This is a genomic window from Streptomyces sp. DT2A-34 (genome assembly GCF_030499515.1).
In the GTDB taxonomy this organism is placed as follows: domain Bacteria; phylum Actinomycetota; class Actinomycetes; order Streptomycetales; family Streptomycetaceae; genus Streptomyces.
The window spans coordinates 1,225,441-1,239,932 of record NZ_JASTWJ010000001.1 but is presented as its reverse complement, the minus strand read 5'-3'; the positions used below and the strand labels follow the sequence as shown (position 1 = coordinate 1,239,932).

The following is a 14,492-nucleotide window of genomic DNA, read 5'->3' as shown; positions in this document are numbered from 1 at the left end:
CGGTCCCACCGACCCGTCTCTTCCGACTGGTCACCAGTGAAGCACTCACCACTGACAACGGCCTTCGATCACAGGGAGTTCCAGGCATGAGCCGCTTTTCCCAGACGGATCCCGAACTCACCCACCGCCTCACCAGACGAGGCATGCTCGGCGTGGCTGCGGGCACCACAGCTGCCGCCCTGCTGGGAGCCGCCGCAGCCCCGGCGACTGCCGCCCCCGGCACCGCGTCCACCACCGGCACGGCCCCCCGCGGCGCCGGCCGCGGCCGTCCCGTCCTGCCCCCCGGCCGGCTCGGCATCCAGCTCTACAGCCTGCGCGACAAGGTCTCCACGCTCGGCTTCGCCCCGGTCTTCGCCGAGTTGGAGAAGTACGGCTACGACGAGGTCGAGTTCGCCGGATACACCCAGGGCTCGGCCGGCCCGATCACCCTCGCCCAGCTCAAGCGGCTGGCCCGGAACCACGGCCTGAACCCGATCGGCAGCCACGTCGGCTACTACTCCAACGACCCGGGCGCCTATACCTTCGCCCAGAACCTCACCAAGGTCCTCGACGACGCCCAGGCGCTCGGCCTGAAGCACATAGGCACCGCCTCCGGCCCGTTCCGCTACGGCTCCACCGTCGACGCTTGGAAGCGCGCCGCCGAGGAGTTCAACACCTACGGCGCAGCGGCGAAGGCACGCGGCATGAAGTTCTACCAGCACAACCACTCCGAGGAGTTCTCCTTCGCCACCGACAACCCCAAGGTCCGCCTCTACGACGTGCTGCTCGCCGAGACCGACCCCGACCTGGTGTTCCTGGAGATGGACATCTTCTGGGCGTACTCGGGCCAGTTCCGCTTCTCGCAGCGCCCCGACGGCTCACCCGCGCCGTTCGAGCCCCTCGACTACGTCCTCGACCAGCCCCACCGCTACCCGCTCTTCCACGTGAAGGACGGCGTCAGCGACCCCGCGAACACCTACGGCTACCGCATGACCGACGTCGGCGACGGCGACATCGACTACCAGCGGTTCATCTCTGCCGTGACCCGGCTGCGTGGTGAGCGGTTCGCCCACCACTGGCAGGCCGAGCACGACCAGCCGACCGAGTCCTTCACCTTCGCGCGCCGCTCCAGCGAGCACCTCCACTCGCTGCGCGAGAAGTGCTGACCGATCCCACGCGTGAGGAGGCCCTCCCGGAATCCCGGGAGGGCCTCCTCACGCGTGCGTGCCGTCACCCGGCAGGTTGCGACACCGGCGTCCGCCCCGGCTGCCGCAACAGCAGGGCGATCGCCGCCGCCACCATGGAGACGGCGCCGGCCAGGGCGTACGCGCCGTTGTACCCCCAGGCCGCGACCACCATGGAGCCGAGGCCGCCGCCGAACAGACCGCTGATCAGCTTGCCGCTGTACACCAGGCCGTAGTTGGAGGCGTTGTAGTTCTCCCCGAAGTAGTCCGGAGTGAGCGCCGCGAAAAGCGGGTAGAACGCGCCGCCGCCGAAGCCGGAGAGAAACGCGAAGAACAGGAACAGCGCCTCGCTCTTGACGTCACCCGCCCAGATCACGCCGAACTGGGCCAGGCCCAGCACGACGATGACGAACACCAGGGTGGGCTTGCGCCCCCACTTGTCGGACAGCCAGCCCACGACACCGCGGCCGATGCCGTTGATGACCGCCATGACACCCATCGACGAGGCCGCCACCAGCGGGCCGAAGCCCACCTCCTTGGCGAAGTCGACCTGGAAGGAGATTCCGAAGATCGACACCCCCGCGGTCATCACGATGGAGAGCCACATCAGGGGCAGCATGCCGGTCCTGATGGCCTCCTTGGGCGTGTACTGCTTCGCCGCCGGAGGGTTCTTGGCGAGGCTCGTCGCGTTCTTCTCGGCACCGGAGTACGTCAGCGGATCGATGTCCGAGGGCCACCAGTTCTTCGGCGGATCCTTGAAGAAGAACGCGCACCCGAGGACCACGATCATGATGTAGCAGCCGATCAGGTCCAGGACACGGTGGTAGTTCGCCGTGTCGAAGCCGTAGTTGAAGATGAAGATGAACGGCAGTGATCCGTACGCGAACCCGCCGTTGACGAACCCCGTCTTCGCTCCCCGGCGTTCGGGGAACCACTTGCCGACCATGTTGATGCAGGTCGCGTAGACCAGTCCGGCGCCGATGCCCCCGACGACGCCGAAGCCCAGGATCGCGAGCCAGACATTGCTCAGGTGCGACAGGGCGAGGAAACCCAGGAAGCTGACATGAGTGAAAAGCCGCTCGCCGGAATCAAGGTGATCGACTTCACCGGGGTCCAGGCCGGTCCCGCCTGCACGCAGATGCTCGCCTGGTTCGGCGCCGACGTCCTGAAGGTGGAGCGCCCCAACGGCGGCGACGTCACCCGCAAGCAGCTGCGGGACATCGAGGACCTCGACGCGCTGTACTTCACGATGCTCAACAGCAACAAGCGCTCCCTCGCCATCAACACCAAGACCGCCGAGGGCAAGGAGGTCCTGGAGAAGCTCATCACGGAGGCCGACGTCCTGGTGGAGAACTTCGCCCCGGGCGCCCTGGACCGCATGGGCTTCTCCTGGGAGCGCCTCCAGGAGCTCAACCCGCGCCTGATCTTCGGCTCGGTCAAGGGCTTCAACGACCAGTCGTCCTGGAACGACCTCAAGGTCTACGAGAACGTCGCCCAGTGCGCGGGCGGCGCCGCCTCCACCACCGGCTTCTGGGACGGCCCGCCGACCATCTCCGGCGCGGCCATCGGTGACACCAACACCGGTATGCACCTGGCGATCGGCATCCTCACCGCGATCATCGACCGGGGCAAGACCGGCAAGGGCCAGAAGGTGTCCGTCTCCATGCAGGACGCCGTGCTCAACCTCTGCCGCGTCAAGCTGCGCGACCAGCAGCGCCTGGAGCGGGTCGGCCACCTGGAGGAGTACCCGCAGTACCCGAACGGCGAGTTCACCGACGTGGTGCCGCGCGGCGGCAACGCGGGCGGCGGCGGCCAGCCCGGCTGGGTGCTCAAGTGCAAGGGCTGGGAGACCGACCCGAACGCCTACATCTACTTCACCATCCAGGAGCAGAACTGGAAGCGCACCGCCGAGGCGATCGGACACCCCGAGTGGGCCGAGGACCCGGAGTACGCGACCGCGCGCGCCCGCCAGAACCACATCTTCGAGATCTTCGAGGAGATCGAGAAGTGGCTCGCGGACAAGACCAATTACGAGGCGGTCGACATCCTGCGTGAGTGGGAGGTGCCCTGCGCCCCGGTGATGAGCATGAAGGAGATCGCCTACGACGAGGACCTGCGCAAGAGCGGCACCGTCGTCGAGGTCGAGCAGAAGGGCCGGGGCACGTACCTGACCGTCGGCAGCCCGGTGAAGTTCTCCTCCTTCAAGCCGGAGGTCGTCGGCGCCCCGCTGTTGGGCGAGCACAGCTCCGAGGTCCTGGTCGAACTGGGCTACGACGAGGAGACCATCGGCCGGCTGAAGGAGAGCGGCGTCATCGTCTGACGAGCCGGCAACACGGAAGCGGTCGTGGCCTTCGGGCCACGACCGCTTCCGTGTGTCCGGGGACTGTCCGGCGAGTCTCAGACCGTCGCTTCGGCCCGCCGCCGCATCAGCTCCCGCTCCCGATCGCGCCGCGCGGTGACGTCCCGGATGACCGCCCCGACATACGTGCTGCCGTCGGGGGACGGCAGCAGCACCACGCTGAACTCGATGGACAGCTTGCGGCCGTCCGCCGCCAGCGCGGGAACGTTCAGCAGGTCCGCCTCGCCGTACTTGGTGGACCCCCGGTCCATGGCCTCCTGGAAACCGTCCCAGTGCCGCTTCCTGTGCCTCTCGGGGATGATGACGTCCAGACTGCGACCGTCTACCTCGCCCGCCGAGAACCCGAAGATGCGCTCCGCACCCTGGTTCCAATAGCGGATCAGTCCTTCGCTGTCGATGATCACTATGCCGTCGGGCGCCTGGGCGGCCATTCCCAGCACCACCTGGGGATTCAGATCTTCCATGTCGCCTCCGAGACGGGGCCATTGGACGCTGAACGTATACAGACTGACAGTATACAGAGAGATGGTCGATGGTATACAGGATCCAGTCAGGGGCTCTGGGTGGATTCATGTGTACTCCGGCACGACTGAGGCGGGGCCTCCGCGGCGCAGGGGGCGCTCCCCGCCGCTGGAGGCCCCGCCGTCGTGTCGCGGGGAACCCGGTCAGCCCTGGGTGGCCGCGGCCCGTAGGGCTATGCGGTCCTGTCCCGCGTACACGTTCATCATCATGCGGCGGTCCGGAGTGCGAGGAGGTCGCTGATGGCGTGGACGGTGCGGAGGGTGGGGACGTCGATGCCGGTGATGTCGGCGAGTTCGACGACGGCGGCGAGGAGGACGTCGAGTTCGAGGGGTTTGCCGCGCTCGAGGTCCTGGAGGGTGGAGGTGCGGTGGTCGCCGACGCGTTCGGCGCCGGCAAGGCGGCGTTCGATCGAGATGCCGATCTGGCAGCCCAATGCTTCGGCGACGGTGAGGGTCTCGCCCATCATGGTTTCGATGACTTTGCGGGTGCCGCCGTGGTGACACATCTGGCGCATGGTGGCGCGGGCGAGGGCGCTGATGGGGTTGAAGCTGATGTTGCCCAGGAGTTTGAGCCAGATGTCGTTGCGCAGGTCCGGCTCGACCGGGCATTTCAGGCCGCCGGCCTGCATGGCCTGGCTGAAGGCCTGACAGCGCGGTGAGATCGACCGGTCGGGTTCGCCGATGGAGAACCGGGTGCCTTCCAGGTGCCGCACCACACCCGGACCGTCCAACTCCGTCGCGGCGTAGACCACGCACCCGATGGCGCGCTGCGGGGCGAGTACCGCGCTGACCGCGCCGGCGGGGTCGACGCTCTCGACGCGGTGGCCGTCGTGTGGTCCGCCGTGCTGGTGGAAGTACCACCAGGGGATGCCGTTCTGCGCGGCGATCACTGCCGTGGTGTCGTGGAGCAGGGGTTCGATGAGCGGTCCGCACGCCGCGTACGAGTTTGCTTTGAGTCCGAGGAGGACGTAGTCGACGGGGCCGATGTCGGCCGGGTTGTCGGTGGCGTGGGCGTGGGCGGTGAAGTCGCCGCGGGGGCTGATGACTTGCACGCCGTGGCGCCTCATGGCCGCCAAATGGGGTCCACGGGCGATGAGGTGGACGTCGGCGCCTGCGCGGTGCAGGGCGGCGCCGACGTAGGCGCCGATGGCTCCGGCGCCGAGGACTGCGACTTTCACTGTGTGGCGCTCCGTTCGGTCGAGGGTGTACCGCGGAACTGTTGAAACTCTGTCGAACTCTGTCGACGAAATATTGTCTACAGGATGGAAGTGGTGGCAGCAAGGGTTGGGGGGCCGCAGCCGGGCGGCCACTCGTGCCGCGCGCGGCTCTGGGGCCTTCGCCCTTCGCGCCTGTGAGCTGCTGGTACGTACCTCCCCGCGCCCACCGCGACGAGCCCGACTCTCCTGTCCAGGGGGTGTGCGCCGTAGACTGTAGGCGAAAGCCAATTCATACTTGGCTCTCGTGTACAGCGACGGCGCTGGCGAGGAGGGGGCGTGATGTTGTCGACGACAGGACTGCCGCAGGGTGCGGTGCCCAAGCTCGAACGCCCCGGCCCACTGCGCGACCGTGTCTTTGAGGCGCTGCTCGAACTCATCATCACGCGCGCCCTGCAGCCCGGTCAGCACATGGTCGAGAGCGAACTCGCCGGCCATCTCGGCGTCTCGCGGCAGCCGGTGCGCGAGGCGCTGCAGCGGCTGAACACCGAGGGGTGGGTCGATCTGCGGCCCGCCCAGGGGGCGTTCGTGCACGAGCCCACCGAGGAGGAGGCCGACCAACTCCTCACCGTGCGCACGTTGTTGGAAGCCGAGGCCGCCCGACTCGCCGCGGCCAACGCGGGTGCCGCCGCCGTCTCCGTGCTCGAGGAGATGTGCGCGGAGGGCGAGCGCGCGGTGGCCGCCGATGACGTGGACGCCGCGGTCGCGATGAACGCCCGGCTCCACGCGAAGATCATGGAACTCGCGGGCAACGCGGTTCTCGCGGAGCTGGCCGCGCAGGTCGACCGCCGTGTCCGCTGGTACTACACACCGGTCGCCCGGCAGCGGGGCACCCAGTCCTGGATCGAGCACCGTGAGCTGATCGCGGCCATCGCGGACCGCGACGAGCAGCGCGCCACGGCGGTCATGCGGGCCCACACGGAACACACGCGGAAGATGTACCACGAGCGGGAGAAGTAGCGGCCCGGCTACTGTGCCCACGCGGCCCCCTCCCGCCCCGCAGTCGCGCTGCGACCGGGGCCGTGTGTAACCGTTCGGTTGCTCGAGGTGAGACCTCGGGACCACCCCTGCCGCCGTGCTGGGACCGCTGTCCAGGGCACGGATATGCAGGTGAAGGGCACTCCGAAATCTTGGTATTGTTGTCCATGCCGCCGCGGGGAAGACCTCCGGCAAGGCGGCAGACACCTAGTCCGGGTGGCGGAATGGCAGACGCGCTAGCTTGAGGTGCTAGTGCCCTTTATCGGGCGTGGGGGTTCAAGTCCCCCCTCGGACACAGATTACTTCCAGCAGTGCGGGCCGAGGGTTTCCTCGGCCCGCACTGCTGTTTTGTGTGCCTCTGCTTCATGGGCGACAGTGGCGTGCGGGCGGGGCGGTTCCGGGCAATTGGGTGGACAGGCGGAGATACTTCGTAAGGCGTCGTCGGAGTGTCCTGGGCGCGCTGCGTCATGGAGGCCGGGTTCGGCCGGGTAGGAGCGATGTTGATCCGTGTGCTTCTCGTCGAGGAGGCTGACCTGGTGCGCGGGGCACTCGCCGCCCTGCTCACCCGTGAGAAGGACATCGAGGTGGTCCCGGCGTCGCCGGAGCACAGCCAGACGGTCGTTCAGGCGTTGTCGTACCGGCCCGACGTGGTCGTCATCGACATCGACGGCGAGGAGGACCACGCCCTCGGTACCTCCCTGGAGCTGGCCACGCGGCTGCCGGAGTGCCGCACCCTGCTGGTGGTCGGGTCGGCGACCCCCGAGTACCTGCGGCGGGCGCTGGCGCGCCGCGTCGCGGGCCTCATCGGCCGGAACAGCCCCTGCGACACCCTGCCCCAAGGGGTCCGCAAGGTGGCGGCGGGCGAACGGTTCATCGACCCCGCACTCGCGCTGCTGGCGCTCTCCTCGGCGGAGAACCCGCTGACCGGGAGGGAGCTCGAGGTGCTGCGGCTGGCGGCGGACGGCACGCCCACGCGGGAGATCGCCGACCGGCTGTCCCTGTCGGTGGGAACGGTCCGCAATCACCTGAACGCGGTCTCCAGGAAGGCCGGCGCACGCAACCGCATCGACGCGATCCGGATCGCCCGGGAGTCGGGCTGGCTGTAGTCGGGCCGGCGGCAGGGGCGTGCCGCCTGCGGCGTTGCACCTCGGCCGTCAGCGTCGGACGTCTGTCGCCATCTGGTCCCAGTGGCCGATCAGGTCGCGGTACAGGGCACAGTCGGCCAGCAGTTGGTCGTGGGTGCCCAGGCGGCAACGCGGCCCGTCCATGACGAGGACGAGGTCGGCGCGCAGGGCGGAGCTGATCCGGTGGGCGCAGACGATCAGGGTGGACCGGCGGCAGGCGAAGGCCCTTTCGGCGACTGCCTCGGCGGCGGGGTCGAGGTGGCAGGTGGCCTCGTCCAGCAGGACCAGCGGGGCGGGCGGAAGCAGGGCGCGGACAAGGGCGATCAGCTGGCGCTCCCCGGCGGACAGCAGGGTCGGATTCACCGGAGCGTCGTAGCCGCCGAGGCGTTCGACGAGCGCGGTGGCGCCGATTGCGTGGACCGCCGCGTCGAGGTCGGGCGGGGTGGCCGCCGGGTGCAGGTAGGCGAGGTTCTCGCGCAGGGTGTCGGCGACGACGTACGCCTCCTGCGGGATCAGCACGCGGGACCGGGAGAGTCGGCCGACGTCCAGGGAGCGGACCGGGACGCCGCCCAGGTGTACCTGGCCGGCCTGCGGGTCGAGCATCCCGGCGATGAGCGCGGCGAGCGTGGACTTGCCCGCGCCACTGGGGCCGACGACCGCCAGGTGGGTGCCCGAGGGGAGGGACAGATCGAGATCCCGGACGACCGGTTCGGCGGAGGGGGCATAGCCGAAGGTGACGCCGTGCAGTTCGACACGGCCGTCTCCGGGGGCGGGGAAGGGGACGAGAGTGGGGGCGGGGCCGAGTGAGGCGTGAGCGAGTGAGGCGCTGCCTGTTCTGCCGTCGGTGGCTCGGGGCCGGGACGCAGCCGGGGTACCGGTCGCGGCTGACTCCCCGGTCGCGGCTGACCCCTCGGTCCCCGGAGCTGCCCCCGACGACGACCCCGCAGGCCCCGCCATCCCTGCCGTCCCCCCGCTCCCCCCACCTCCGGCCCCGCCGCCTCCAGGATGCGGCCGAGTGTGACCAGCAGCCACAACCCACTGCCCCCGAGTCCCTGGACGAAGCCGCGCAGAGCGGGCTGCAGGCTCTGCGCGACGTAGGTCAGCGCGCCCAGGATCGCGCCGGCCGTCACCCCGCCCCGTACCAGCCAGGGCGCGCCGGCCAGGATGAGCACGATCGGCAGCCAGCCGCCGACACCCAGCGCGGCCGTGCGCAACGCGGTGAGCCGGGCCAGGGCGCGGCCGGCGCGCGCCGCCTCGTCGATACGGGCGCCGGCTCGACGTCGTACGGTCGCCTCGGCGCCGCACGCCGTCACGTCCCGCAGTCCACCGGCCACCGTGCTCACCTGCTCGGCGATGGCCTCGTCGGCGAGGACGACCGCCCGCTGCCGGGCCGCCATCGCCCGCAGGGCCAGCAGGAAGAGAGCGAGCCCGGCCACGAGGGGCGGCACGACGAACAGCAGCAGGGCGGGATCCAGCGCGGCGAGCCCGAGCAGCACGCTCACCGTGGTGACCGCGAAGCTCTGCACGAACATCACGACCGCCCCGTACGACTCACGGGCGATCTCCACCTGTTCGGTCAGCCGTGCCACGCCCGCCGTGTCGGCGCTCTGCCCCACGTGGGCGGAGCGGCGCAGTGTGCCGGTGGTGACGAGCGTGACCAGGTCGTCGCGGAGCGGCTCGACGACCGCGGCCAGTTGGAGTGTGGACTGCCGGGTGCCCCAGGCACCGACGAGGACGGCGCAGGCCAGCAGGCCGAGCCAGCCGAAGCCCACCGCGGTGCGGTCGGCGAGGAAGCCGTCGTCGACGGCATGGGCGACCAGCCAGCCCGACAGCAGCGCGGGGACGGCCTCGACCAGCGACCAGCCGGTGAGTCGTACGTACTCCCGGCGCCGCGTGCGCAGCGTGGAGCGCAGCAGGGCCCCGGGCGCCGGGCTCACCACACGCCTCCGTCCCACACGCCTGCGTCGCGATCCGGTGCCGGTGCCGGTTTCGGATGTACGTCCCGGTGCCGAGCCGGCTCCGGGCCCGCCTCCCCGTCACCCCCCGGCTCCGGCCGGAACACCGCCCGGTACCCCTCCTCCATCCACAGTTCCCGATGCGTGCCCACCCCCCGCACCCGCCCCGCGTCGAGCCAGACCACGACCTCCGCGTCGGCCGCGGTGGAGGCGCGGTGGGTCACGACGAGTCGGGACCGGCCGGCGAGCGGCCCGGTGCCGGTCAGGGCCTGGCTGATGTGGTGCTCGGTGACGGTGTCGAGGCTGGCCGTCACGTCGTCCAGCACCAGCAGGCGGCCGGAGGGTGCGGACTGGACGAAGGCGCGTGCCAGGCCGATGCGCTGGTACTCGCCGCCGGACAGCGGCGCACCGGTGAGCCGGGTGCCGTAGCCCTCGGGCATGGTCCGGATGAAGGCGTCGGCGCGTGCCGCGGTGGCCCCGGCGCGGACCTCACCGCCCCGGGGCGTGCGGGGCCCGAATCCGATCGCGTCGGCGAAGGTCTCGCCCAGCAGCACCGGGCGTTCGAAGCCGTAGGCGACGGCGTGCCGCAGCTCCGTGCGGTCCACGTCGCGCAGCGGCACTCCGTCGAGCCGTATCTCGCCCTCGTCGGGGTCGGCCAGCCGTCCGGCCAGCGCGGCCAGCAGGGACTTGCCGGCTCCCGAGCGTCCTACGACGGCGCTCAGCGCGCCCGCCGGCAGGTCCAGGTCGATGCCGTCCAGCGCGGAGTTGCCCTCGGCGGTGCGTACCGTGACCCCGCGGAACTCCAGCCGCCCGCCGCCCCCGCGGGGCAGGCGTGCGCCGCCGTACGCGACCGTGGGCTCGCCCAGCACCTCGGCGATCCGGCCGGCGGTGGCGCGTGCGAAGGCCAGTCGGTTCACGGAGGCCACCAGCGAACTCACGCCGGTGGCCAGGACCACGTACCCGCTGGCGGCGAGCATCTGACCGGGTGTGATGCGGCCTTGGGCGAGCCCCAGGCCGGCGACGGCCAGTACGGCGATCTCCAGCAGGGGCACGATCGCCGCGTCCCGTGCGGAGACCCGGGCGACCGCGCGCCACATGCCCAGGCCGTGGCGGTGCAGTTCGGGCAGCGGCTGCAGTACCCGTTCGGTCTCGCGGGTCAAGGTCCCGGCGGCCGTGATGGTGCGGATTCCGGTGAGGGCGTCGACGAGGCGGGTGGCGATGCGGCCCTGGGTGGCGAAGTAGCGGTCGTTGAGGTCGGAGACGTCGCGGACGAAGGCGCGCACCATGAGGGCGATCAGCGGCAGTCCGGCCACGAAGGTGAGGCACAGCCAGGGGTCGATGAGGGCCAGGGCCACCACGGCCCCGACCGGGGGGACCAGGTCGGTCACTGCCCACACCATGCCTGACGGGGCACTGCCGGCCCGGGCGGTGTTGCCCACCAGACGGGCCACCAGGTCGCCGGAGGTGTGACGGCGGCCGGCCGAAGCGCCCAGGTCAAGGACATGGCCGAGCAGGGTGTGCCGCAGCCAGGCCGTGCAGCGGGCGTTGGCCACGGCTCCCGCGTAGTCGTCCGCGGCGTCGCACACCACCAGCAGGGCGACGGCGGCGGCGGACAGGGTCAGCCACAGCGTGGTGTCGCCGCGGCCGAGCACGGCGTCGACCGTGCGGCCCATGACGGCGGGCAGAACAACGTAGACGCCTGCCAGCAGCAGGGACACGGCGGCCTGGGCCCCGCCCCACACACCGCCTCGCCGGACCGTCGTCAGCAGCAGACGGTCCGCCGCGCGTCGGTCCACGGGTTGCTCCCGCCGGTCCACGGGTTGCTCCCGCCGGTCCACGGGTTGCTCCCGTCGGTCCACGGGTTGCTCCCGTCGTCGTGCGGTTGCGGCGAAAGCCGTGCGGTTCCAGCGAAAAGGGCGCGGGGACACCCGGAGTGCCCCCGCGCGTCGGTTGGACTAGCAGAGCAGCAGGCTGAGGCGGCTGCCTCCGCCGCCGCAGTACTTGCTTGCCCGGCTGCCCGGCGGACGGTGACCGGCCTCGGACTCGATGGTCAGGCCCTGCAGTTCGAGGAGCGACATGTGCGCTCACCTCCTCTCTCGCACTCGCGTGGGGACGGGTGGGTCATGAGCGGACCGCGGACCGGGTGTCAGGAACGGCAGCCCGACGGGCCGGGAGTGGAAGGCCGAGCCCAGCGCCAGCAGTACGCCCGCGGTGCCGGTGGCCAGGTCCATGGACAGCCGCAGCAACTGCTCGCCGGGAAAGGCGAGCCGGCCGTCGAGCAGACAGGCGTGACGCTCCAGATGGTGTACGTGGTCCGCGATCACGGGGTCGCGGGCGGCGGCGGTGCCGGGCGGGTGCGCGCGGCTGAGGTGGAGGATCATTCCGGCCAGGCCGTCGAAGAGACCGGGTTCGATGTAGAACGACGCGCTCGCGGCCCGGCGGATCGCGTGGGCGGCGGCCGAGAACCGCTCGTCCGCGCGGTGGGCCAGGTACTCGTCGAGGACCATGCCGATGCCCACGCTGCCGTCGGCGAGATAGGGCATGGTGCGCCACCCCTCGTTCACCTCCAACGACCCGTCCGGGCGCTCCAGGCAGCGGTTCAGGTCCTGGCGCAGCGCGGTGGCGGCCAGATCGAGCAGCACCGGGTCGCCGCTGTGCTCGTACAGACGCAGGAACAGCAGCGCGGGCCCGGACGAGCCGTACATCAGCCCCGCTCGCGGATGGGCTCCGCCGCTGGTCCCGGGCACGCTGTCGGCCGGGCCGAGGCGGTCGGCGACGGTCTGTGCCACGCGCAGGGCGGCGTCACCGCAGGCGGCGTCGCCGAGGGCGGTGGCGAAGTGCAGCAGGTTGAGCCCGATGCCGGACAGGCCGCCCTTGAGGTCCGAGGCGAGGGCCTCCCAGTGCTCGCCCAGGCACATGTCGAGGACCTTGGCGGCCTCCTCGTGGTGCCCGAGGTGTTCAAGGACGTACGCGACGCCGTGCAGGCCGTCGTAGAGGCCGAGGCGCGTTCCGGGTTCCGGGTTCAGCGCGTGCCGGATCAGCCAGTCCTCGTGGTCGGGCCGGCGTCCGGCGCCGGTCACGTCCAGCGCGTACAGCACGCCCGCCGCGCCCTGGGCCACGTCGAGGCCGCCGCCCGGGAGCAGGAACTGCTCGATGTCGCCCGGGAAGAGCCGGTCGTGGCGCTCGGGGGTGGCGGCGGCCAGGATGGCGTCGGCCATCGACGTGCGGGCGCGCAGCCAGCCGGCGTGATCGGCCTCCAGCCGGGGGCCGTCGTCCGCCCCCGCGGCCATGGCACCGTCGCCGGTGAGTGTGCGGACGGCGTCGTCGAGGAACTGCCGGGGAACAGGGAAAAGCCGGGCGGCCTCCCTGGCGAGCTGCCCGGCCTTCCCGCCGTCCAGCTCGAGGAGCCCTGTCAGTGGCAGGAAGAGGAAGATCCGCAGACAGGCCAGCGCATACCGGTCGATGTCGAAGCCGGTGGCCCCGCCGGGGGCGATGAAACCCGGGGCCGCGAGGACCTGGCGCCCCGCCTGCGCCACGTCCGACGCTCCCTCGAAGTCGATCAGCACCACCCTGCCGTCGGGGCGGACCAGCACGTTGAACGTGTGCACGTCGCCGATCACGATGCCCCGCCCATGGACCGCGGCGACCGCTTCCTCCACCTGCCGGTGGATGTCGAGGGCCCAGGACGCGTAGTCCGCGAAGGCCGCCGCGTCGGCGTCCAGGTCCGTCAGCGGATAACGTTCGACGAACACGTCGTGCAGGGCCCTTCCCTCGATGAACTCCTCGACGAGGAACCGGTGACCGCCCAGCTCGAAGTGATCGCGGACCTCGGGGACGCAGGGCAGGCCACGCAGCCGCTCCAGGGCCGTCCGCTCGCGCTCCAGCCGGGTGACGGCGTCCGCGCCGTCGGCGGTGAGCCCCGCGTGGGGCCGGGCCTCCTTGAGGACGACGCGTTCCTCGGTACGGGTGTCGACCCCGGCGTACAGCCCGCCGCCGTTGGAGAAGTGCAGCGCCTTCTCGATCCGGTAGGGCAGGTCGGCGACGGTGGTCCGTCGGCTCTCGGCGAGGTGGGGTTCGAGGAACGCGGGCAGCGGCACCCACTCCGGCACCTGGAAGGTGGGGCCACGCAGATCGGGGACCAGCCGTCCGGAGGCGTCCTCCACGGCCTGCTCCAGCACACCGTCGGCCGAGACGCAGTACCGGTCGGCGAAGGCGCCGTACCTGACGTACAGCGGACCGGCGCCCCAGCGCAGATCGCTCAGAATGTACGGCCCCTGCAGGCCGTCGAGGGCGGTGCCGAGCTCGGTGAGCACACGCTCGCACTCGGCCTCGTCCGCCGGGTAGATGGTCACGAACTTGCCGCTGGACCCGCGATGCGCGTACTTGGCGTTGGCGAGGAACAGGGTGTCCAGGCCGGGCAGGAACTTGAAGGCGATACGACGCTGGACGCAGTAGTCCCACACCGCGTCCAGGATCGTCTGCGCGTTGTCCGGACACGCCGAGGCGTGGATCTTCCAGCCCTGTGCGGGGAGTTGCGTGTCGGCGGGACGGCAGACCACCCAGTCGCCGAGTTCCTCGCGCAACCACGAGGGAGGGGGCGGGCGGAGCGTCTGGTGGAAGCGGCGGCGCGTCCGGCCGTGGGACGGCGTGTCGTAGAAGTGCGGGTGAGTGAGGCAGTACACCTCGTACCGCTTGTCCACGGTATGCCTCCCGCGGGACGGGCGAACGGCGGGGTCGGGCCCCCTCACCTGCGCCTCTGACCTCCCACGATCGCAGAACAGGGACTGGGGGACATCGATCGTCTGTCACCGGGAGCCCATGAGATTCGCACCCGGCGCCTGTACGAATCGCATGGGCGGTACGAATCGCCGGCCTGCGGAGGTGCCGATGGGCGCCGGTCTGGGGGGCGGCGGCTCTGGGGAGCCGGTGCGGTCGGTGCGACGTCGGCCGCCGCCAGATGCCAGGCCATGCTGGAGATGACCACGCCTGGGCTTCGACGCCAACCTTGGCTTCGGCCTCGGGAGTTATGTCACCGGTCACCCGCGAGTCCTGCTCAGCAAGCCGCAGCCCCTTCAACCGGCCGTGCTGGTCGCCGAGTTGCTGCGGCGCCGACAGGAAAATCGCGTGCTCAGACCTGGCCCGGCTCCCTAGACTCACCACGCAATCACGCGCCGCCCA

Annotated in this window: 10 protein-coding genes, 1 tRNA gene and 1 pseudogene; 5 read left to right on the top strand and 7 right to left on the bottom strand. The window is 70.9% G+C overall.

Annotation, left to right across the window (positions count from 1 at the left end; translation table 11 throughout):
* Positions 1-86 precede the first annotated feature (86 nt).
* Positions 87-1,145 (top strand): sugar phosphate isomerase/epimerase, encoded by a 1,059-nt coding sequence (locus QQM39_RS05325; protein ID WP_301995465.1) that lies wholly within the window; start codon positions 87-89, stop codon positions 1,143-1,145.
* 64 nt (positions 1,146-1,209) lie between these two features.
* Here QQM39_RS05325 and QQM39_RS05320 read toward each other — a convergent pair.
* Positions 1,210-2,217 (bottom strand): annotated as a pseudogene (locus tag QQM39_RS05320) (OFA family MFS transporter); the annotation flags it as partial.
* Between the two features lie 9 nt (positions 2,218-2,226).
* On the opposite strand from QQM39_RS05320, the gene frc reads away from it, so the two are divergent.
* Entirely contained in the window at positions 2,227-3,483 is a 1,257-nt protein-coding gene (frc, locus tag QQM39_RS05315; RefSeq protein ID WP_301995464.1) for a formyl-CoA transferase, read from the top strand.
* A gap of 77 nt (positions 3,484-3,560) precedes the next feature.
* Here frc and QQM39_RS05310 read toward each other — a convergent pair whose 3' ends face one another.
* Together QQM39_RS05310 and QQM39_RS05305 are read right to left on the bottom strand one after the other, a co-directional pair.
* On the bottom strand, positions 3,561-3,986 hold the full coding sequence (locus QQM39_RS05310) for a PAS domain S-box protein (protein ID WP_301995463.1): 426 nt from the start codon (positions 3,984-3,986) through the stop codon (positions 3,561-3,563).
* Between the two features lie 263 nt (positions 3,987-4,249).
* Positions 4,250-5,221, bottom strand: coding sequence for a 2-dehydropantoate 2-reductase (locus QQM39_RS05305; protein ID WP_301995462.1), 972 nt, complete (start codon positions 5,219-5,221; stop codon positions 4,250-4,252).
* Positions 5,222-5,539: 318 nt separating this feature from the next.
* Here QQM39_RS05305 and QQM39_RS05300 point away from each other — a divergent pair, with 318 nt between their 5' ends.
* The 3 genes from QQM39_RS05300 (at position 5,540) to QQM39_RS05290 (ending at position 7,341) form a co-directional block, all read left to right on the top strand.
* Complete coding sequence (locus QQM39_RS05300) at positions 5,540-6,217, top strand: GntR family transcriptional regulator (RefSeq protein ID WP_301995461.1); 678 nt, start codon at positions 5,540-5,542, stop codon at positions 6,215-6,217.
* Between the two features lie 228 nt (positions 6,218-6,445).
* Positions 6,446-6,530 (top strand) — tRNA-Leu (locus tag QQM39_RS05295).
* Positions 6,531-6,735: 205 nt separating this feature from the next.
* Positions 6,736-7,341, top strand: a complete 606-nt coding sequence (locus tag QQM39_RS05290; RefSeq protein WP_302003488.1) for a response regulator transcription factor — start codon at positions 6,736-6,738, stop codon at positions 7,339-7,341.
* Positions 7,342-7,389: 48 nt separating this feature from the next.
* Here the strand turns inward: QQM39_RS05290 and QQM39_RS46065 are convergent, their stop codons facing one another.
* From QQM39_RS46065 to lanKC, 4 genes are all read right to left on the bottom strand, one after another.
* Positions 7,390-8,316, bottom strand: coding sequence for an ATP-binding cassette domain-containing protein (locus QQM39_RS46065; protein ID WP_367668907.1), 927 nt, complete (start codon positions 8,314-8,316; stop codon positions 7,390-7,392).
* A 976-nt stretch (positions 8,317-9,292) separates the two neighbouring features.
* Complete coding sequence (locus QQM39_RS05280; protein WP_301995460.1) at positions 9,293-11,110, bottom strand: ABC transporter ATP-binding protein; 1,818 nt, start codon at positions 11,108-11,110, stop codon at positions 9,293-9,295.
* 159 nt (positions 11,111-11,269) lie between these two features.
* The gene (locus QQM39_RS05275; RefSeq protein ID WP_301995459.1) at positions 11,270-11,392 is read right to left on the bottom strand and encodes a SapB/AmfS family lanthipeptide; all 123 of its coding nucleotides are present in this window, start codon (positions 11,390-11,392) and stop codon (positions 11,270-11,272) included.
* Between the two features lie 6 nt (positions 11,393-11,398).
* The gene (gene lanKC / locus QQM39_RS05270; RefSeq protein ID WP_301995458.1) at positions 11,399-14,014 is read right to left on the bottom strand and encodes a class III lanthionine synthetase LanKC; all 2,616 of its coding nucleotides are present in this window, start codon (positions 14,012-14,014) and stop codon (positions 11,399-11,401) included.
* Between the last annotated feature and the right edge of the window lie 478 nt (positions 14,015-14,492).